At 56.6% G+C, this 21,696-nt stretch carries 14 protein-coding genes and 1 pseudogene; 8 read left to right on the top strand and 7 right to left on the bottom strand.

The features are described 5' to 3' along the window. Positions 1-136: 136 nt before the first annotated feature. Positions 137-1,999: a methyl-accepting chemotaxis protein gene (locus JMF86_RS23885; protein ID WP_011694661.1), complete on the top strand. Its 1,863-nt coding sequence runs from the start codon at positions 137-139 to the stop codon at positions 1,997-1,999. 704 nt (positions 2,000-2,703) lie between these two features. Here the strand turns inward: JMF86_RS23885 and JMF86_RS23880 are convergent. The 3 genes from JMF86_RS23880 to JMF86_RS23870 are packed head-to-tail and all read right to left on the bottom strand — an operon-like array spanning position 2,704 to position 7,824. After that, positions 2,704-3,951, bottom strand: coding sequence for a response regulator (locus JMF86_RS23880; protein WP_011548271.1), 1,248 nt, complete (start codon positions 3,949-3,951; stop codon positions 2,704-2,706). Position 3,952: 1 nt separating this feature from the next. Next, a complete protein-coding gene (locus JMF86_RS23875) occupies positions 3,953-4,405 on the bottom strand; it encodes a response regulator transcription factor (RefSeq protein ID WP_011548270.1) in 453 nt (150 codons plus the stop codon). After that, positions 4,402-7,824: a hypothetical protein gene (locus JMF86_RS23870; RefSeq protein ID WP_011694662.1), complete on the bottom strand. Its 3,423-nt coding sequence runs from the start codon at positions 7,822-7,824 to the stop codon at positions 4,402-4,404. The genes JMF86_RS23875 and JMF86_RS23870 overlap by 4 nt, the downstream gene beginning before the upstream one ends. Before the next feature lie 569 nt (positions 7,825-8,393). Here JMF86_RS23870 and JMF86_RS23865 point away from each other — a divergent pair. Then, entirely contained in the window at positions 8,394-8,690 is a 297-nt protein-coding gene (locus JMF86_RS23865; RefSeq protein ID WP_011548267.1) for a hypothetical protein, read from the top strand. Positions 8,691-8,896: 206 nt separating this feature from the next. On the opposite strand, the gene JMF86_RS23860 is transcribed toward JMF86_RS23865, so the two are convergent. The 3 genes from JMF86_RS23860 to JMF86_RS23850 all read right to left on the bottom strand — a co-directional run bounded on the left by JMF86_RS23860 (position 8,897) and on the right by JMF86_RS23850 (position 12,511). Continuing rightward, complete coding sequence (locus JMF86_RS23860; protein ID WP_011694663.1) at positions 8,897-10,138, bottom strand: amidohydrolase family protein; 1,242 nt, start codon at positions 10,136-10,138, stop codon at positions 8,897-8,899. Between the two features lie 12 nt (positions 10,139-10,150). After that, positions 10,151-11,467 carry an MFS transporter gene (locus tag JMF86_RS23855; RefSeq protein WP_011548265.1) on the bottom strand — a complete coding sequence of 439 codons (1,317 nt, stop codon included), beginning with the start codon at positions 11,465-11,467 and terminating at the stop codon, positions 10,151-10,153. Positions 11,468-11,599: 132 nt separating this feature from the next. Then, complete coding sequence (locus tag JMF86_RS23850) at positions 11,600-12,511, bottom strand: LysR substrate-binding domain-containing protein (protein WP_011548264.1); 912 nt, start codon at positions 12,509-12,511, stop codon at positions 11,600-11,602. Between the two features lie 193 nt (positions 12,512-12,704). On the opposite strand from JMF86_RS23850, the gene JMF86_RS23845 reads away from it, so the two are divergent. The 6 genes from JMF86_RS23845 to JMF86_RS23820 all read left to right on the top strand — a co-directional run bounded on the left by JMF86_RS23845 (position 12,705) and on the right by JMF86_RS23820 (position 20,890). After that, positions 12,705-13,115, top strand: coding sequence for a TIGR02594 family protein (locus JMF86_RS23845; RefSeq protein WP_041489415.1), 411 nt, complete (start codon positions 12,705-12,707; stop codon positions 13,113-13,115). Positions 13,116-13,654: 539 nt separating this feature from the next. After that, complete coding sequence (locus tag JMF86_RS23840; RefSeq protein WP_011548261.1) at positions 13,655-16,207, top strand: type VI secretion system Vgr family protein; 2,553 nt, start codon at positions 13,655-13,657, stop codon at positions 16,205-16,207. A gap of 10 nt (positions 16,208-16,217) precedes the next feature. Next, on the top strand, positions 16,218-17,021 hold the full coding sequence (locus JMF86_RS23835) for a DUF4123 domain-containing protein (RefSeq protein ID WP_011548260.1): 804 nt from the start codon (positions 16,218-16,220) through the stop codon (positions 17,019-17,021). A gap of 30 nt (positions 17,022-17,051) precedes the next feature. Beyond that, complete coding sequence (locus tag JMF86_RS23830) at positions 17,052-19,628, top strand: T6SS effector BTH_I2691 family protein (protein ID WP_011548259.1); 2,577 nt, start codon at positions 17,052-17,054, stop codon at positions 19,626-19,628. A gap of 12 nt (positions 19,629-19,640) precedes the next feature. Next, positions 19,641-20,609, top strand: coding sequence for a DUF6708 domain-containing protein (locus tag JMF86_RS35110; protein WP_011694664.1), 969 nt, complete (start codon positions 19,641-19,643; stop codon positions 20,607-20,609). Next, entirely contained in the window at positions 20,606-20,890 is a 285-nt protein-coding gene (locus JMF86_RS23820; protein WP_011548257.1) for a PAAR domain-containing protein, read from the top strand. Before JMF86_RS35110 ends, JMF86_RS23820 begins: the two co-directional genes overlap by 4 nt. Positions 20,891-21,252: 362 nt before the next feature. Here the strand turns inward: JMF86_RS23820 and JMF86_RS23810 are convergent. Further along, a pseudogene (locus tag JMF86_RS23810) lies at positions 21,253-21,683 on the bottom strand (transposase); the annotation flags it as partial. Positions 21,684-21,696 lie beyond the last annotated feature (13 nt).

Genomic DNA, 21,696 nt, shown 5'->3' with positions numbered 1-21,696 from the left:
AGGCGACCGCATATGCCCACCCATCCACAACATAACGAATCTCGAATGATCGCTATCTGAAATCAGCGATGCGGTTCTGCGCGTGCATGCCGATAACCCAATCTGGCTCAGACCGAGCGGTTATCGAGGGTTCCCCATGCATTTCTGGCGCAAGCTTTCCATTCAGAACAAGCTGATTCTCAGCATGACGAGTTGCCTGCTCGTGTTCGTCGCGATTTCGAGCGGGCTCAGCGTCCGTCTGATCGGCAACGCGGTGCGCGATCGCGTCGTCCGCGAAGAGCTGCCGACCGCCGTCAATGGCATCCGCGCCGACGTGCAGCGCCAGATGGCCGGCCCGATCGCCGCGTCGCGCATTCTGGCGCGCGATGCGTTCCTGCTGCAATGGGAAGCCGACGGCGAACCCGATGCCGGCACGCGCAACTGGATTCAGCTCGCGAAGAACGTGAAGGACGAGCAGAAGGCCGCGTCCGTGCAGTGGGTGTCGGTGAAGAGCGGCAACTACTACAACGAAGCCGGCCTGCAGCGGAAGGTGACCGACAAGGATCAGTGGCTGACCAACTTCCTGTCGTCCGGCAAGGCGTACGACGTGAACATGGATCGCGAGGTGACCGTCGGCGGCTACATGATGTTCATCAACAGCCGCGTGGAACTCGACGGCGTGCCGATCGGCGCGGCGAGCATGAGCCTGTCCGTCGATGCGCTCGCGAAGGGCATCTCGGCTTACCGGATCGGTGAGACCGGGTTTGCGTACCTCGTGCGCCCCGACGGCGCGATCATGATGCATCGCGATACGTCGCTGATCGACGGCAAGCATTTTCTGAAGGATGAGCGGGGACTGCCGGGGGATGCGTCGTCGACGCTGCTTGCGGGCAAGCCGTATGCGTACCTGAGCTATGAGGGTGATGGCGGCGCGCGCTTCATCGCGACGTCGTTCATTCCGGAACTGAATGCGTATGTGGTCGTTCAGGTGCCGCAGGCCGAACTGCTCGGGCCGGTGACGCGTGCGATTCGCAGCGCGGCGCTGGTGGCGGCGGTGGTGGGGCTTGGGGTTGCGTTGCTCGTGATCTGGCTGGTGGGGCGCGCGATTGCCGCGCCGATTCGGCGGGCGGCGACGCTGCTGTCGGAGATCGCCAGCGGTCAGGGCGATTTGACGCGCCGGATGACGGTGGAGAGCGAGGACGAGATCGGGCAGTTGTCGGATGCGTTCAATCGGTTCGTGTCGTCCCTGTCGACGCTCGTTCATCGGATTCGGGCGGCTTCGGCTTCGATTGCGACTGGGTCGGCGCAGATTGCTTCGGGGAATGCGGATCTGAGCGAGCGCACCGAAGGGCAGTCGAGCAACCTGGAGCGGACGGCTTCGTCAATGGAAGAGATCACGGCCGTGGTGCGCAACAACACCGAGACGGCGACTACCGCGGCGAAGATGATCAACGGTGCGGCGGATACGGCGGCGCGGGGTGGGCAGGTGGTGGGCGAGGTCGTGACGACGATGGAGCAGATCAGTGACGCTTCGCAACGGATTTCCGAGATCATCGTGATGATCGACAGTATCTCGTTTCAGACGAATATTCTGGCGCTGAATGCTGCGGTGGAGGCGGCGCGGGCGGGGGAGCAGGGGCGCGGGTTTGCTGTTGTCGCTTCGGAAGTGCGGAATCTGGCGCAGCGCAGTGCGCAGGCGGCGAAGGAGATTAAATCGCTGATCGAGCATAGCGCGGGGACGGTGGGTGCCGGGTCGCGGCTCGTTAGTGAGGCGGGGAAGGTGATGAGCGATGTTGTTGCGCAGGTTCAGGGCGTTAGCGCGATGATGAGTGAAATTGCGGAGGCTAGCCTGGAGCAGAGTGCCGGGATCGATCAGATTGGGGATGCGGTGCAGTCGCTCGATCAGATGACGCAGCAGAATGCGGCTTTGGTCGAGGAAAGTGCGGCGGCCGCGGAGAGTTTGAAGCAGCAGGCGGCGGAATTGACCAAGCTGGTTTCGGCTTTTAAGGTGGATGAGTAAGGGCTGGTTGATGGTTTGAGTTTGGGGCGTTTCTGAGGGACGGCTGCCGTGGGGTCACGGCGGCCGTTTTTTGTTGGCACAGGGTTTGGCGGCATTTATAGAAATGAAACGAATTTTCAGATCGAAGATTTTTGCAGGCCGGTGATGCTTCTCGCCACCACCGCTACAGAGGGCGCGAAGGTTGTTGAGTCACCGACGGATTCTTACCTGGTTTATCGGGGAGAGGGTTGCGGCAGAGGTGGGTGCGGCGAAGATGGAGGATAGGGGGCATGCCACAAAATAATACCGGCGACATGAACATACGGCCGGTTAAGGCGGGCAGGTCAAGGTGAAATGGTTTTCTGCACAGGCGGGAGTAACGTGCAAAGCTCTGTCGTCGATGACAGGAAACTGACTCTGTTTGTTACGACGGTTTCGCTTCTGAAGCGGCGGGTGAAGACTAGGGATATGAAGATCAAGTCGTGCCGATATCTTCGATAGCGAGACTTTTTATGCGGATGTGTTCGCTGAGGCCGCAGCGATGTTTCGGTCTGACGATTTTCCGGTGAAGAATGTATTCGACTGATGCGGTAAATGCTATTATTAATTTTCGTTGGAAAATCAATAAAATAATGGATTTAATCCTTGGTGGCGGCTCCTATTGATGGTGCCCGCGGATTTGAATTGCGGGCACGTGATCGGAATTTTATGTGGATTTGTCTATGTCACTGAAAATTTTGATCGCCCAGGGCTCCAATTGCAAATCGATACAGGAACCGTGCACTAGTATATGCGGCATACAAATGAGCTCCATCTTTTTTGTCTTCATCTCCGAAATCGCAAACGGATTTTATTGATATGCATTTTGGTCGTGGTTCTGATGCATATTGTGCGGCAGTAAAAACTGCATAAGTTTCCATTTCTACGCCGACTAAATTCTTGTGTTGATCTTTGACGTCATCCATAAGTGATGCTGCTTGTAGCACTGATGCTCCACTCGCCATCGCCTCGACGAGCACTTTAGGTGCTCGATCAACGACCTGCTTTCCATCAAAGTCTCGATAAACAGCTTTTAGCCATTCTTCGTTGTCAAGTCGTTTAACAATCCCGCGAAGTCCCTCGTCAAGGCGCCACGGATACGGTGCAGGCCGAAATTTGAGTTCGGACTCCGGTGTTTCACGAACCCACTTGCCACTGCCCCAGTCAAAACAGGGGTCCGCGATCAAAATATCTCCGATCTCCACCTTTCCTTTCACTCCTGCACAGATTCCGCTCATTGCTAAAAGCCGTGGTCGAAAGGACTGGATAAGTTTTGAGGCTGCAACTGCGGCCGCCGGCATCCCCATTTTAGGCGCCGCTACTGCGATAACGCTTATCTGACAATTGCCATTTGAAAAATTACCTGAAAAATATCGACTATGATCATAGTTTACTGGAAGTTCTTTCCAATCTGCTGGTAGAGCTAATATACTCTTAAGCTCTTCATCTTCCAGTGCGACGACAATACCAAGGTCAACATGATATGTTTGACCATCGTTCGAATAAGGTGGCCGCTGCATGTTGATCATATAGCGGACGGCCTCTTTAAGATGAGCTTGCCATCCCAGTTCCGAATAGGAAAATCTGACGAGTTTCCATAACGGAGACGCAAAAACTTCTTCAGCGGCCTCGGCTCCGTCATCGTATGCTGTCATTCCTATGATGCATCCCGGCGGTATTGCGTTGTTATTGTTCCGCACGAAACTCATGACCTCTAGGCCGGCCCCAGTCTCCGTCGGTTTGTCCGCCCGGGGCGGGATATTTATATCTAAAATAAGAAGATCAAATCTTCTCGCCGAAATCTGTTTCTTTGCTGATAGCGCATCGTCAACATAGGTTATTTGATCCAGGGCCACGCCCTCTACTTCTATCAGTGTTTCGATGAGTAGGCGGCGTTTTTCTGTTTCATCTTCAACAATAAGAATCTTTATCATTTTAAATATAATTGTTCGGTATAAGATTGTTCAAATCGTCTTGCCATTCGTTATCGGACGGTGAGAAGTATACGCTTCCGACAAACATGGATGGAAATTCTTTGGTGCAGAGCGTAGTCATTTCGGCGAAGCTCATTTCATCTTCGCCCTCACCAAAATGCTCTAGTTGTGTGATTACTACTACTCTTGTGGAAATATCTCGAAGGCGCAATTTTCTCATTAAATCGTAACCCCCCAGTGGTCGATTTCGTCCTTCTCTAACGTTCGGTCCTCGATCAAACGTAGGGAGGTTCATGTCCAGCAGAACTATATCCGGGCAAGTGGTCTCAATTGCCTTCAGGCCAGTCTGAAAGCTTCCATATAGTCTTATCGAGGCATCAGTAAAATGTTCTTGCAGATAAGCGCATATTAGATCGGCTTTTAGTTGATTGTCCTCGATGACATAGATTTTCATGCTGTCTCTCCCACGTCACCCAGTCGGAAAGTTGTCGTAAATTGTCTGTCGTCGGTAACGGATAGATTCAATGAATGAGATTTTCGTAGATCAAATTCAGCGATCCGCCATACTTTTGATAATCCTGAGCCACCCTCCTTTCGTGCTAGTCGCAGGGCGGAGTCGCGGCTATATCGAGCCATTGCCGCTTCAGCCTGAGCTCTTCTTTCGATCAGGTCGATCGACTCTGATAAAGAGTTAGTAATTTCTATCACGACATACGAGTTTTCCCGTCGAGCAGATACTTTCGTTTCGGGAACGAAATCCTCGTAACCTGAATGAAGAAGAACATTTTGAAGAAGAATGAAAAGTATTTCGCAGATGCCATCGAGCATGAAGCCTGGCAGTTTACCTTGGACATCCACATTCAATATAGGAACAATCTCGTATCCAACATAGCAGTTTGCAATCTGACGAAGTGCAACATGGGCGGCGATATCAAATTCAAACGGTTCTCTAATCAAATCAGTTGGCCGACGAAACCATTCGCTTACAACGTCCACGGCAGCGTCATACTGAGTGCGCGCGCGCGCGATTGCATCCGTGAGGGGGAGGAGTCGTTCGCGACTTATCTTTTCTTCGAGATTTTGGATAAGTGCGGTGAATGCTGATTCGACATGGCTGCGTGCGGAGGTGCCTAGTTCCAATCTAATTTCTTCCATAGAAGAATCGGCGAGTGCCCAGCATTTTGCAACTAAGCGATCCGCAACTTCGTCGAGTGTGGTTTCGCTATTGATGGTATTACTAATCTCCGCAAGTGAATCAGGCTCAACAAATAATGCGAACATGCCGTCGGGTGTTGGACTGCTTTTTATCCGAAGTCGACGTTCGAGATAAGTCGAGATCATTTCTTCCACCCGCGTAGTGAATCTCACCAAACATCGCCTTACGTGATCTATCTCCGTCTCGACTAAATGACTAAGTCGTCTCATCGTCAATTCAGGAATGTAGTGAGCCTTGTTTCGAGTCCTGCAAAGCAGACCTTCCGTTGCGAGGGGACCTCTTAAGTGACCTTCAAAAGCTCCATGCCGTATTGTCGTGCTCAAATGCGTATCTAAACCGTAAGCGGGACTATAGGCAAATTGGCTCGCTACCTCCAGGTACATCGTATGGAAGAGTCCTTCCAATTCGGATGTTGGTAATTTAAAATCACGAAACTCTAATAATCCTTGGGTATGGATCATCTCTTCAATGCGCTTGGAGAGTTTCTGAGCTTGATAGGTCAGCGCGGGAGAATTTTGAAGTTCCTTATAACGTGCTAGGCTGTCCGTTAGCGAAGCTTCGAAAGCATTGCGAATTCCGACTTCGTCAACGAATATCTTGCTCGTCTGAACTTTCTTTAATAATAGTGCGACATTCAAATCTCGGGTAATTATTCTAATTTCATCCTGATACGAGGCGGAGTTGTGTGCGTCGATTTTTAGGAGGTGTTGGCAGATTGCAATGCGCTCGCTCTCTACGTCATCCATGCTCTCAAATGCCGTGCAGTCATCGAGAATTCTTGTAGTGCAGACGTTTCGAAGGAAATATATGAAGCGTGATTTTGAGCAAAAATCAGGTTTGTTAAATAAGTCGGTTGGTCGATTTGCTCTTTGCTGGCCGATGACGTTTTCATAGATATCCGATAGTTCCCGATCCCATCGAGGATGCACATGCTTTGACAATATTTGCAGTAAGATGGAGAGATCTAGGGATGAAAGTAAAGCGGACTCGTCCAAGCATTTTTTTGCCAATTCCGCGAGCGGTAATTGTAGCGGCAAAGATTCACCTGCGACCGCTTGATCAACGATTAGTGCGAGGCATTGCGCATAACACTTGGCTGTGTAAAGCGCCTTGAATAAATACGTTTTACCCGTCATGGCAACATACGATATTTCACTTGCGGCGCATCGGGTGTATTTTTCAATCGCAAATTTAAAATCGGATGCACGAAAGGCTATGTGGCCTTCGTAAGCATCCTTTCTGTATGTGGGAAGCGCTGGAGGGAGCGTGTGGGTGCCCTCTGCGCTAGAAGAGAGGGCGACGCGAAGAAGCATCGCTGGCGATTTGGGGCATGCCGCAGCGAGCGTTTTTGTCCATTCTTTATCGTTTGATATTGCTGCGTATACAGCTGCATTCCACGGATTCGAAACGTGTCCGTTCAGGGCGACATAGCGGTCCAGGTCGCTGTATTCCCGCAGAAAAATATGATCATGCCCCCTCTCAAGGAACCCCCATATTTGCGTTGAGTACGGGTGTTTCGAGAGAGTCAGTGCAAGTTTTCGAAGGGTATGACGGGCATGAACTGCATTGGCCGATGTTGAGAGTGCTTCCTCCATTGATTCAATCACGCGGTCGCGAAGAGACGATTGCGTTGATCTCGGAAGGTTGCCTAGCAATGCGCGAGATCTAGCAATCAATTCGAGACTCTCTGCATCGCTGGAGACAACATCTAGATATTGTCCGATTGTGTAGTTATCCGCAGCGCGTAATTCGGCCGAATCGCAATTGGGTAAGATGGTTTGCCCTAACGCCGACATCATATTTGTGATTCGACGATCACCAAGTGAGCCTAGTAGTTGAACAGCCGTGCGAAATGAATCGGATATTTCTCCCCGAGTTCGAGAGAGATGTTGTTGTGCGATTGTGACAAATGTCTCAAATCTGTCAATTATTGGATTTGGTTCCTCGTAATTGATCGGTGTCCGTAGATGTTCGATACGCTTTGATCCATGTCCAAGTACGTGATGGATGCAATAATCTGCGAGTTCTCCGGTTCCAAGTTGCGAAATGTCGCTCTCTATCTTCGAGTAGGAAACGTTTTCCTCGCTTCGAATGCTGAAGTAGTACGCAATCCATGTGGCCTGAGCACTCATGCCATCTGCGGCAAATATAGATTCGAGGTATTCTTTCTGGGCTTGTAATCCTTTGTCGAGTTGGAGTAGCTGTAGCTTAAATCCTATTAGCCAGAGAGAGAATCCAAATTTAACCTCAATTTGTTCTAAAATTTCTAAAGCTCGAGTTGGATGCTCCGTTGCGAAAGCTCGCTCAAATTCTTCTTTTTTGATAATAAATTCATAAATATCTGATTTAAAGATGGATAGAACGGATGCGGTCCACAGTAATTCTGTTTCGGTGTCTAACTCGTGAAGCCGAGTGCGAATCGGAAAATTTTCTAAACTCTTGGGAAATGTCGTTGGTGCGAAAATGTATTTGTATGCGCTCTGTCGGCCAAGTTCGTTCACAATTCGGGGGAAGTGTGAAGCTGACACCAGCGAGCGGGCTTTTGAAAGCCCGGCGCGCGGATTTGCGACAGAGTGGATTGCGCGACGAAAAGTGCGGAGTTGGGTTTCTGCCCCAAACCCTTTGGATATCGTTTTTCTCTTTTTTGATTTGGCCATTGTAGTAAACGTTCTTGCTGCGGGTCTTATAAAACGCCGAGCTCCCCCGGCTGTACACGTGATTGTACTCTTGACATTGATTGCTGCTGCATGTGCTTTCCGAGATTAGTGATATTACCTAGCTGCCAGCCTAATCTCTATGGGTGCCCTCGTTGTCTCCCGGAGATTGCCTTTGCAACATAAGAGAGGGAAGACGTTTGACGAATCGGAACCTGCCAACTTCAGCCGCTCCTGTCAGCTGCTTTCAGTGGGAGGCACAAAAGGGTGCTCGCGTAGTGGAGTCTCGGTTTCGCGCCAAGAGTCCCTATACCCTTCGGCCAATCCCCCTCAATTCCCTAATTCTGAGATGCCAGCCCGACTACACTGGTCATGAAGCTTTGCTTCTCACCATCGGAAGTTGACCGCAGTCCCTTCCGCGCCGATGGTCGAAAGAAAGCGGTCTTGCCCAACAAGACCCAGCGAAGAGGGGAGAAAGAAGGGGAAACCCGAGGTACCAAAGAAGCGCGGGCCGCATGGGCGGCAACCCATACGACCCGCTGACCACCACCAACTCAACGCAGGAGTCGGAAATGGCTGACGCCAATACTAAGCCACGTCGTAGAAAGAACAAACCCGTCAACATGCAGAAGACGTTTGAGCTGGTCCTGCGCAACTACCCGGACCTTCCCAAGCGTGGCTGGCCGTACCTGCCGTGGATGAAGGCGATCGACATTGATCTCAAGATCTTCGGCTTCAAGCCGGGCGACCGCGTGTATCTGAGAGTCAGCGATGTTGACCGATTGATCACGATCTCGCCGGACTCCAGCCAGTTGGCGCTGCGAGAGCAGCCGTACCACGATCCTGATTGGGTACCGCCGCCGCTGTAACAACTGCAAGGGCCGCTTGATTCGGCTCTAGCAAGTGAAACGCAAGCGTCTCCCGAATGCGACTGACCGCCGGGGCGGCACCGCCCTGGCCATTGCCGCGAACGCCGCGACTCATACCTTCAGCCACCGTCAACAACTGTCACGACCACAAGGCCCGTGATGCCGCACCGCGCCTGCAAAAATAGCTGAACGGCTTCAATCAAACATCACCGCCCGCCAGCCCGCCGCTTCACAACCGCCCCCCGCTGCAACACATACTCGACCCGCGCGCCTTCATCGGCCACGACGCCAATATCCTCGAGCGGATTCCCATCCAGCACGACGAGATCAGCGATCGCCCCCACGGCCACAACCCCAAGCTCCCCTGTCATATTCACAATCTCCGCCGCCACCGTCGTCGCCGACCTGAGCGCCTCCAAATTCCCAAGCACCTCCGCCCGAATCCGAAACTCCCCCGACTGAAACGCGTGCATTTCCCCGAGCAGGTCCGACCCGAACCCCATCTTCACGCCGGCTTTCGCATAGATCTCGAGCGACTCGCGTCCTTTCTGCTGCACGGAAGCGACTTTCGCCACCGAGTCGGCAGGCATCCCAAACTCCGCCCCATGCTTAGCCAGCGCGTCATAAGTCACAAGCGTAGGCACCACAAACGCCCCCCGCTCATGCATGAGCGCCGCCGCCGCTTCATCCACCAAATTCCCATGCTCGATCGTCCGCACACCGCATCTCACAGCCCGCGCAATCGCTCGCCCCGTATACGCATGCGCCATCACATAAGTATTCGCGGCCTCGGCCTCATCAACAATCGCCCGAATCTCATCCTCCGAATACTGCGTGTTCGCAATCGGATCGGTCGGCGAAGCCACGCCGCCTGACGCCATGATCTTGATCTGCGTCGCGCCTTTCTGAATCTCCTCACGCACGGCGAGCCGCACGCCTTCAACGCCATCGACGACCCGCGCAATCGCCCCCGTCCTGAAACAGCAGGAGCAGGGCTCCAGCACATCGCCGCGCGGCCGGAAATCCCCATGCCCGCCGGTTTGCGACAACGCTTTCCCCGACGGAAAAATCCGCGGCCCCGGAATCAGCCCCGTCTCAACGGCCTGCATCAAGCTCCAATCCGCGCCCCCCGCATCCCGCACACTGGTAAACCCACGCGACAACATCGCATCGAGAATCGGCAGCGACCGAATCGCCGCGAGAATATTCGGCTGCGTCGCATTCGCGCCCAGGTTCGCATTTGACGCCAACACATGCACGTGGCAATCGATGAACCCCGGCATCACGGTCTTGCCGCGCACGTCGATCACCTGCGCATTCGGCAAATCCACCGGCCGATCGGTAACCTCGACGATCCGCTCGCCTTCGATCACGACATGATGATGTTCGAGCAACACGCCTCGTTCGAGGTCGAGCACGTTGCCGCCTTGAAGCACGGTAATGGTCATGGGTAAAAATCCTTATCGAGTCGTTGCGGCCGCAAGCTTCGCATCCTTCACGAAGCGCGTGCCGACGAAACTGACGGCCGCCGCGAGCATCACGTAGAACGCGGGCGCCATGTTGCTGCCGGTCCGGGCGATGAGCCACGTTATCAGGAACGGCGCGAACCCGCCGAAGATCGTCACCGCGAAGTTGTACGCAACCGATAATCCGGTCGACAGTACCTTGGTCGGAAACAGCTCCGCGAACGCCGCGAGGATCGGCCCCGTATAGGTCGCGATCAGCACGCCGAACACGGCCTGGAACACGATCAGCGACGCGAACCCGGGCGCATGGTTGATCCACGAGAACATCGGCCACGCGAGCACGAGGATCGCGAGCGCGGAGCCGGACAGGAACACGCGCCGTCCCCACGCGTCGGCGAGGCGCCCGACGATCGGCGAGCAGCACATGATCATCAGCCCGCCGACCATGCCGGCCGTGAAACCGGTCGATTGCGGCAGATGCAGCGTGCGCACGGAATAGGTCGGCATGTAGAACAGCAGCACGTAGGTGCAGACGGTCCACAGGATCACCATCGAGAAACTCGCGAACGTCTCGCGCGGATACGTGTGCAGCACTTCCTTCAGCGGCGAGCTTTCCTTCGCCTGCGATTCGACGGCGCTGAACGCGGGCGTCTCGTCGATATGGCTGCGAATGAAGTAACCGACCGGCCCGACGATGATCCCGAGCAGGAACGGCAGCCGCCAGCCCCAGCTATGCAGCGCCTGCGTGTCGAGCGACGTCGTGACGAACGTGCCGGTCGCCGCACCGAGCAGCACCGCGAAGCCGATGCTCGACTGGATCCAGCTCGAGTAATACGCGCGCTTTTCCGGCGGCGCGTATTCGGTGAGGAACGCGGTGGCGCCGCCCATTTCGCCGCCGGCCGAGAAGCCTTGCAGCAGCCGCGCGACGACGATCATCAGCGGCGCGGCGATGCCGGCTTGTTCGTAGGTCGGCGCGATGCCGATCAGCGCGGTGCCAGCCGCCATCAGCAGGATCGTGAGCGACAGTGCTGCCTTGCGTCCGACCTTGTCGGCATAGACGCCCAGCACGATGCCGCCCACCGGCCGCATGAAGAAGCCCACGCCGAACGTCGCGACGGTGAGCAGCACGGACGTCAGTTCGTTGCCGGTCGGGAAGAACAGCTTCGCGATGATCACCGCGAAGAAGCTGTAGACGGTGAAGTCGAACCATTCGAGGCCGTTGCCGATCACGGTCGCGACGATGGCGCGGCGGCGCTGTTGCACCGCCGCATCGACGGAAGGTGCGGCGCGCGGGGAAAGCGTTCCTTGCATGGTCTCTTCCTTGGTCAGAAGACGGGGCGGCTGCCCCGCGTGAATCCCATGCTAAGGACAGCCGCAATTTTTTCTGAAACGAAAGATTCGCATGCCTGCATGCGCTGCACGCATGCGTCGCGCGCGGGGCAGTCAGGCCCCGGTTTGCTGCTCTGCCTGTTCGAACAGCCAGCGGGTGAACAGGCGGGCGGCCTGGTTCTGCGCGCGGTCGTTCGGCGAGATCACGTAATAGCCGCCGCCGTGGCTCGCGGACGCTTCCGTCACGCGCACGAGCAGGCCGGCTTCGATGCAGGCGTCAATCATGTAGCGCCAGCCGAGCGACACGCCTTGACCGAGAATCGTCATCTGCACGATCTGCGGATAGGAGTTGATCGTGATGTCCTGCGGCTGCGCCTTCTGCCGGTCGACGTCGTTCATGTCGAACCATTCGGACCACGACATCCATTGGCGCTGGCCGTCTTCGAGGCGCAGCAGCGTTTCGTTCGCGAGATCGGCCGCATCGAGCGTGCGGCCGGCGAGATAGCCGGGCGCGCAGACGGGGAACACTTCCTCGTCGAACAGCCGGCGTGCGGTGTATTCGGCCGGCGCCTGCTGGCGCACGTAGTAGACGCCGACGTCGAATTCCGCGGGCGACATCGATGCCAGGCCGTCGCGCACGATCAGGCGCAGCTTGATGTTGGGATACGCGGCGCGAAAGTTCGGCAGCCGCGGCGTGAGCCACAGCAGCGCGACGCCGGACGAGCACGCGATCGTCAGTTCGAGATCGCCGTACGGTTTCATCACGTCGTGCGTGGCTTCCGCGCATTGCGTGAGCAGATGGTGGACCTGCGCCGCGTATTGCTCGCCGGCGATCGTCAGCCGCAGCGAACGGTGCTCGCGCACGAACAGCGAGCGGCCGAGGAATTCCTCGAGTTGCTGGATCTGTCGGCTGATCGCGCTTTGGGTCAGGTGCAGTTCGGCGGCGGCTTTCGTGAAACTCGCGTGTCGCACGGCGGCTTCGAACGCGACGAGGCACTGCAGGGGCGGGAGAGGCGTGATGCGCATGGCGGGGAGAGAATCAGAGAGGGCGCTGCCTCCATGATACGGGCGGACCCGGCGAAAATCGCTCGCCGTGAAGGGTGCTATGGGCTCGCCGTATTCGTGCGAAGATTGCGCGAAACAGCACCGACACGTACCCGAGAACGACGTGACCCTATCAAACCCTGAGAGCAAAGTAAAAGCTGCCCATCCGCCGTGGATGTCCGTCGCGCTGGCCGAACTCGGCATCCGCCGCCACCCGCCGGGCAGTGTCAACCCGCGCATTGTCGAATACAACAACCAGACGAACCTGGTCGGTTACGACGACAAGATTTCGTGGTGCTCGTCCTTCGTGAATTGGTGCATGGCGCACGCCGGATTCCGCGGCACCGGCTCCGCGCTCGCGCGCTCGTGGCTGGAATGGGGCAAACCGCTGGAGCGCCCGGTCTACGGCTGCATCGCGATCCTGACGCGCGACGATCCGACGAGTTGGAAAGGGCACGTCGGTTTCTACCTGCGCCACGATGCCGAACACGTTCACCTGTTTGGCGGCAACCAGCTGGAAGAGGTTCGGGAACTTGCGTATCCGTTGCATGAGGTGATCGGCTATCGTTGGCCGGCCACCGAATGACCGTGCAGCGGTAACACACAACAATCCAGAACAAGGAGCCCGCAGTGCAAACCGGCAATCTCCGTCTCTACGCGGATGCGCAATACACGAGCCCTTATGCGATGTCGGTCTTCGTCGCGCTCGAGGTTGCAATGCTCCATAAAATTTGGCTGGCCTGTTATTTCTAACAGGTCTTTCCTCTCGGTGGCAACGTTCATCAGCAAAATCGAGTAACTCGACATGGTTGCTCGGAGGCCAATTTTGCGTGCATTTTGTAGAATCGCACATGCTCCTGAAGGAGGCGACGCGACCAGGCGTTTCTATCCTGGATAGCGCCAAAGTCGATCCGCTGCTTGTTTCGGCGTTAATTTATGTAAGAAATACCAGTATTGCCGAGGCGAAGGATTAAAAAGCATTGAAACATAAAATGATGTCGGTTGTCGGGAGATTGTTTTTACGTTTGTTATCAAAGCGGATAGGTCGTTGTGGCAAAATCTCTTTCGACCTTTCGCGCCGCCTCCGATGCGCGTTCATTTTTTCCTCCAGAGGAGATATTCGAAATGGGTAGGTTGCCCAATTCGTTGATGCTTGACGCGGGTATCGAGCAGACGAACCGAGCGCTCGTCCTGGAAACGCCCCTCGGGGCGAAGGTACTGTTGCCGCAACGCGCCATGGGCGAATCGCGCGTGGGCCGGGATTTCGAGCTCACAGTGGACGTCGTGTCCCGGGAGCGCGCGCTTCATTTGAAGAAGCTGATGGCGCAACCTGTCACATTATGGGTGCGTCAAGCCGACGAGTCGTACCTGCCTTGGCATGGCTACGTCCATGCAACGCGACGCCTCGGAGCGGACGGGGGACTCACTTACTATCAGCTTTCGTTTTCGTCGTGGATGCGCTTTCTGCAGTACCGCAAGGACGCGCGCATTTTCCAGGACCTAACGACCGCCGACATCCTGACTAAAGTGTTCAGCGGCCATTCGCCGGCGCGCGGTCATTTCCGGCTCGATGTGAAAGACCCGGGCGCGGTTCGCTCGTACTGTACTCAGTACGAAACCGACCACAATTTCGTCCATCGGTTGATGGAGTCGGAGGGATGGTTCACGTATGTCGAGCATGCAGAGGACGGTAAGTCGCATACGATTGTCGTGACCGACGACCTCTTCAATTGCAAAGCGCTCGCTACCCAGCGAGTACCGTTCTATCGCGGCGACCGAGACGGCCAGGCTGGCACACTCGTCGAATGGAGCGGCGAGCGTACGACGCAAAGCGTCGGATATGCGTTCAGCACGGCGGATTACAAACGTCCAGCGCGCACGTTGCAGCGGGCGGACCGGTCCACGGTTGACCAAGGCGATATCCCGCAGGAGTTGGAAGTCTACGAATACGCGGGCCACTATAGCTTTCCGGTCACCGGCGAGTCCTACGACCGTGGCGAGCGCGCTATGCGAATTCGGCTTGAAGAGATGGCCTCGCGCAGCAAACGGTTTTTCGGGGTGGGCAGTGTTCCGTGCATGGACGCCGGTCGATGGTTCACGCTCGAAGACCATCCCGAGCACGACGCAGACAAGCCTGAGGACCGCGAGTTCGCGATTCTTGGCGTGCGTTGGGCTATCCAGAACAATCTGCCGCTGGGCAACAGCCGCCCCTTTCCGGGTAGCCTGCAGCGACGCCTGTCGCGTCTGCGTGCCGAATACAAGGACCGGCAGGCCGCATTCGTATCGAAGGACCCGTTAGGCAATGAAAGTTTCGTGCTGGCCGAAATCGAGGTCCAGCGCCGCTCGGTGCCATTCCGCAGCCCATTCGAGCACAGAAAGCCGGTCATGCATATGCAGACCGCCACTATCGTGGGACCGGCGGGTGAGGAGGTATACACGGACGAGTTGAACCGGGTGAAGGCTCAGATGCACTGGGACCGTCTGGGGAGCAATAACGAGACGTCATCGTGCTGGATGCGGGTAATACTGCCGCACGCCGGCAAGGGATTCGGCGGTGTGTTCGTCCCTCGAATCGGGCAGGAAGTGGCCGTCAATTACCTCGACGGGGATTGCGACCGGCCGGTCGTCAGTGGAGTGCTCTTTCACTCTGTCAACACGCCACATTGGCATTCGAACGGCCTGCTGTCCGGTTTCAAGTCGCAGGAGTACAGCGGTCAGGGTTTCAATCAACTCGTCTTCGACGACTCCACGTCGCAGAACCGGGCGCAGCTTTTCAGCTCGACGGCGAATTCGTATCTTCACATCGGCTATCTCATCGACCACAGCGGCAATACGCGCGGCAACTACCTTGGCACGGGCTTCGAACTGAAGACCGAGGCGTCAGGTGCCCTGCGGGCCGGACGAGGGCTCTACGTATCGACCTACGCCCGCGGCGGCACGTCGAGTCAGCCGCTGGATGTGAAGGAAGCCACGCAACACCTTATCGATTCGAGCGGCGTGATTCAGCATCGCTCACTCGCGGCAGCTGACGGCCAGGCCGAGACCCTGGACGATGCTCAGGACGCCATCAAGGACTTCGCTGCGACGACGCAGAGCGATGCACAGGGCTCTATGGCGGGCGGCAGGACAGCGGGTGGCGGCACCGGAAGCGCCAATGCGTTTTCGCAACCTGTCATGTTGCTTGCGAGCCCGGCTGACATGGGCCTGTCGACGCAGAAGTCGCTCCACGCAGCAGCTACCCAGCACGTCAATTTGGTTAGCGGAGAGAGCACCTACGTTTCGGTGGCGAGGTCGTGGATTGCCAGTATTGGCGAGAAATTAAGCTTCTTCGTGCAGAATGCCGGTATCAAGCTGTTTGCCGGCAAAGGCAAGGTCGAAGTGCAGGCGCAGTCGGACAATATCGAACTTACGGCAGACAAGACTGTAAAGGTCGTGTCCACTTCCGATTCGGTGAACGTTACAGCCCAGAAGGAAATCACCCTTACCGCCGGCGGCGCATCGATTCGTATCGCCGAAGGTAAAATCTTCATCCATGCGCCGGGGCTGGTCGAGGTCAAGGGCAGTCCGCTCATCTTCGATGGCCCGGCGGGCGATAGCGCGTCGGCGCAGCTTGCGCCTTCAAAGTCGTGCGCCCAGCAGTTCGCAGCCGCGGCCCAGGCCGGCTCGGCACTCGTGTAGGGCGGTCGGTATGGTTCACTACGTTATCGTCGAAGTCGTGAACGGGAAGCCCGAGTTGCCTGGTGTGCCGCCGGCCTATGAAGTCGGTGAGTTGGTTCCCGCTGCGCGTCCCGAACTCGAGGGCGTGGCGCCCGTGCTGTACTGTGCGGAGCATCCCGAACTGCAATTGCCAGCGTTGAGAGAACGTGCCGAATCGGACCTTGAGAATGGCTTGCCGCCAGTCGTTTGCGCCATTCTCGAATGCGGAAAGGCGACGGGCCGGCTTCAGCAACATCTGTCGAACCGGTTGATACTGCAGGCGCCGATTTCGGGCGATGCGGTCTTCCGCTACTACGACCCGCGCGTGTTTCCGCACTTGGGTCGCATCTTGAAGGCCGAGCAGATGGATGCGCTTCTGGGGCCGGTTGCAACGTGGACGTACCTCGACCCCGTGAGCGGCTGGACGGTGGTCAACGGCGCGGCCGAACCGGAAGCCGCCTTCGCGGTTACTGCGGACCAGCACGCACGAATTGCGCGCATCGAGTTGGTTCAGCGCGGGCTTGACCTACTCCGTTGCAATGGTACGGCGCCTCGTCCCGATATGTCGGCGCTGCTCGACGCGCAACTTGCAAAAGGAGAGGCTCATGGGCTCGCCGGTGGGGACCTGCTTGCTTTTGCACTTCACGGCACACTCGTTTCCCCCTGCTTTGACCGTCACCCGCGTGTTCGGGCCATTCTGCAGGCGCCGCGGAAAGGCCCGTATGCTGAAGCGGTAGCGAACTGGAGCGCGGCAGACTGGGAAGCGATTGCTCGCGAGAGCATCCAATATCAATGAGCCCGGGTGGCGGCACGAGAGAGATAAAGAATGGCACTCGACACGAATTTTGCGAGTATTTCGCAGCTCACGCAGTCCGCGATGCAGACCAGCTCGCGTGCGCCGAATTCATGCAACATGTGCAAGAAGAAGGGATTGCCGATTCTGCCTGTCCGCTACGGGGTCGTGGCCAACTCCAAGGCTCACAGCTCTGCTGGCGCGATGTCGCTCATGGGCGGAAAGTTTGGCGACGGCGTCGTCGGCATCGCGCTCAAAAAGGCAAAGTACACGCTGCGCACCCTGCGCTACGGCTACGTGTATATCTTCTATCCAAAGACACAGCGATGGCAGATATACGCGGTTACGGCGGAAGGATACTTGTACGACTATCCGGTCGGCATCAAGCTCGACCGTAGTTTCGAGAAACCGTTCAGCTGCCACCAACCTGGGCATGCGCAACTGGCTCAATGCATCACCGTTGAAGATGCAGAACATGCCGGAACCGTGTATCTGGCGTTCAGCGATGAGCTTTGGACACAGAAAGTCCGCGACACCTACGCGAAGAACTTCATGGGTTGTCGTGACAAGCGGATGCAGAAGTTCGATGCAACCGCCTGGTATAACGGCAGCATGAACCAGCCGCACGCGGATAGCCTGGACCATCTCGAGGGGCTACTGAGCGAATACAAGGGCGGTCGTCCCGATGCGCTCGTTACCGGTTGCTTTCCGTACCATGACCGTGCCGGGCAGCAGCCGGCCCTCAAAAAGGCGATGGATTCCATACTGCCGGACAAGGGGCTGTTCTTCGCGTTGTGGGACCCGGTTGGCATCACGCAGGAACTCAATTTTGAGCAGCGCGTTGCTTTCGGCGCAGCGCTTGCGCCGTATGAACACGGAATATGGGCCGCCAGCGCAATCGACGCGCTGCAAAAGGCGGTCGCGGTTTCGGCGAAAGAGGACGTGGAACGTGCCGCCGGCATGCTGGAAGCCAATACTTATGAGGGCATGGGCCTCGGGGCTCTGTTCGATGGTGGCAAGGCGCTCGAGAAGCGGCTCAAAAGCATTGAGGCGCAGAAGGAGTCTGAACTTGCAACAGCCGGACCGGAAGCATGGAAGCCCTACACGACCCACTATCGGCAGCAGGCTATCGTCGACTTTCGGCAACAGATGGCGAACGCGATGAAGTCGGAGCAGGCGAGCACGCTTATACCGCTGTCGCAAGACCATCAGGCGTGGCTGTCCAGTGCCGCATTGCTGAACGTTTTCGAGTCGGATTACGAGCCGGGAAGCTGGAGATGTGGGCTGAACTATACCAACACATTTACACGATGCATCGAAGGCTCGGCTGACCGCAAGAATGCCGTCGATGTGCTCGTCAAATGGGCTAAAGGCAGCGTATCTGATACTCGCAATCCATTGTTGCGGGCGTTCGTCCTAAACAGCCCGGTGCTGGCTGAGAAGGTCAAGGAGGCGTCCGGCTATCCGTACATGGAACTGAGGGAGTTCGTCGCGAAGCTCATAGAGTCGTACAGCAAGATAGAGGGCGTGGAAGAGTCGAAGGATAAGGGCATCAAAGTTGCTGTTGCGAAGGCGTTAGCATGGCTTCTTCATGAGACAGGTGGGCCCGTGGCCGAAGCTATCAGCGCGAGTGTAGATACGGCTGCAACCAAAGTGCTGTATGCGACTCTGTGCATGCGAACGAAACAGCTGTTCGAGTTTAAGGTCGTATACGGTTCGGTAAACCAATGGGTGAACTACATCGCCCGTCAGATGCAGGAAGTGATGCCGGGCCGGCAGAAAATCAGTGTCCAGGACCTGAAAAAGCAGCTTCAGGACAAAGCCAATGCAGGCGGAGGCGCCGACCCGCAAATTAAGGCGAAGCAGTTCGTGCCAGTCGAAAGCCCGGCGACAGAGGCAGCTGCCCTGGCTGGCGTCAAAGCCAAACCCGGCTTCGAGAAATTGGCCAGTGCGACGTTGACACCCGACGTGGTCGAGACGATTTACATGCCGAAATTTAGGCTCATGACGAAGGGGGAGCCTGGGTTTGCGGGCATCGGGGCGATATTCAGTGCTATCAATCTTCGCTTTGCTCGGGAAGAATTGAAGAAGGCGAATCGGTTCAATCAATCGGAGGCCGGCATCAAGTTCGACAACGCCATTGGTGGACTCGTGGCGAGTGTTGCGCAATATGGTTCGGCTGCAATTGACACCGTCGGAAAGGCTGGGGCTCAGTTGGGTACAGGCTGGCTTCGACTAGAACGTTTCCTCAACGTCGCGGGGAGGTACGGCGGCGCGGTGGTTGGGCTCGTGTCTGCTGCGATTGACATCTATCATGCCGTGCAGGATTTCAAGGAAGGTAATGTGACGATGTTTATCCTGGATGCCGCATCAGCGGTTGTCGGTCTTGCTCTCGCTTACTCTGTCATATTCCTTTCGGCATCCGCTGCAGCGGTCGTGGCCCTGCCGCTTCTGCTTATCGCTGCCCTTATTGGTATCCTCATCAACTACTTCAAGGGTAAGGAAGTGGATGAGTGGCTTGAGCGATGTTTTTTTGGGCTGAAAGAGGCCAAAGAGCGGTTCCCCACTCTGGCCGAAGACCAAAAGGCATTTACGGCAATGCTTTCGTGATGGAGAAAAGAGATGGCATTTGACGGACTCTCGTGGTACCGCCTGAACCGGCCGGTCAGCGAGGAGGAGCAGGCTGCCCGCCTCGCAATCGGACAGCCTGCGTCTGACACGGCTAAGGATGAGCGTTCAGTATTCTCGATGAGCGATACTTGCCTAGAGGTCCGAGACGGAAACTATTCGGAGAAGGGCTGGGGGGTCTTTGCGTTTATGTTACCGGGGCTCGGTTCGTTGGCATTCACGGCGGCCCTTCTTTGGATGATGACTCATGTACCTCCTATCTACGAGCAGCGGGGACAACTGGGGCTCATTTATGGAGTGCTTTCGTTTTTCTTGTTTGTCGCGCTCGGTTTCTCGGGAATTGGCATTTGGGCATTGACACGCGACTGTTTCAATTACACCTGCAAGCCCGTCCGGTTTAACCGGCGTGACCGCATGATTTACGCGTTCAAGCACAATGGCCCTGGCGGGGTTGTATCGGTACCCTGGGATAGCGCCTTCCTGTACGTCGAACGCAAGCCCAGAAGCGGCCCCACGCGCACGGCGCCGCGCGTGGTTCGTTGCCTGGTTCTTGACGACAAGGGGATGGTCAAGGATACATTCTCGATGGGAACGCGAGTTGTCCTGTCGTCTGATGAGGGAAGCGTCGGGGGACAGGAGGTCATGAAAGTCCTCTACCAGGACTTTGAGTTCTACCGGCGATTTATGGAAGAAGGCCCCGCTTCGCTGCCCCCGGTGACCGAGTTCCTGCCGAAGGGAGCCTCCCTGCGCAATTCGCTGAGGTTGAATTTCGACGGAACCTCGGGCCTACTTAAGTCGGGCAATCCGATAGTGTGGCTGGTGGTGGCGGTCGGGGCACTTCCCGCATTCTCTCAATCCCTATTGCATTGGCTCGCCCAACTGACTTGCCGCGAACCGGTATGGCCGGACGATATCGAGCGGGCGTGCAATGCTGCGACGCCGTCCAACGGCCTTACAGCATGAGTCGCCGGTTCATTCGTCAGGGCGATAAAACTGATCGCAACGGTGTTGTGGTCGACGGTATCGCAGGCACCTCGTTGCAAGGCCAACCTTTCGCTTATCTGGGCGCCCCGGTTCAATGTCCCGCCTGTGGCACGACGGGTGTCATCATAAGCGACGGCTCGCCACGCGCGATGACGATGATGGGTAAGCAGGTCGCATTAGAGAACGATTTGTGCCAATGTAAATGTGAGTCACTGCCGAAGCTGATGTCGTCCCAAACTCTCGGTTCAATAAAGACATGACGGCATGTCGCTGCCTGTTGCGGGGCAATGGGCGCGGTTGTTGAAACGTATCAGCCACGGGCTCGTTGCCGCTCGCGATGAGTTGTACGGTCATTTCCTATCATGATGCGGACGATTGCAGGGGTGGCGTGCGAAAGATGCACGATCCGCTTAATAGCCATATAGCCGATGGCGCGCCAAGGCGACGGCGCATGACCGTGAATGGCCACCTTCGCAGTGGATGACCATCGATACGATTTCTATCGGTAGGGCTTCGACAAAGGAGTGAATCGCCTGAGCCTGCTCCGCGGTGAACGTGCGGGCGAGTTTGTCCCGCGGCCTCTTCGATAGATTCGGGTTCAGGAAATCGACGTCCGCAAAGCTCAGTCGCAGCAGATGGCCCTGAATCAAGCGTGCGTTCATGCCGCGTGCATACATGCTGATGACGTGATCGTCGAAGCCGGGCAGCCGGCATTGATACTTGCCGGCCAATTGCCGTTCGAACGTTGCCTGCCGGTCATGCGGAATATCCAGCTTCAGTTCGCCGTTGGGGCGTGAGGAACGTCTTGGTGCGGGTGCCATTGCGGTGGTTGCCGGCCTTGCCTTGCTCGGTCCCGGCTTCCGGATGGTGGCTCATCTCGGCCATGCGCTTGGCCAACTGCTTCCTGAGCTGGCCGGCCAAGCCCCGATTCGCCCAGGATTGACTCGGCGTTCTTGCCCTGAACCTGGGCAAGCAACTGATCGTCAGTTCGTCGGGAAACACCTTCGGTGCCTTCGGATTCTTGCTCTTCTTGATCACTGTTGCATCGGTCATAGGACGTTAGTTC

It is taken from the genome of Burkholderia sp. E168m15, assembly GCF_016586105.1.
In the GTDB taxonomy this organism is placed as follows: domain Bacteria; phylum Pseudomonadota; class Gammaproteobacteria; order Burkholderiales; family Burkholderiaceae; genus Burkholderia; species Burkholderia orbicola.
The sequence above is the reverse complement of the archived record's forward strand: the minus strand, read 5'-3'. Positions and strand labels throughout refer to the sequence as shown.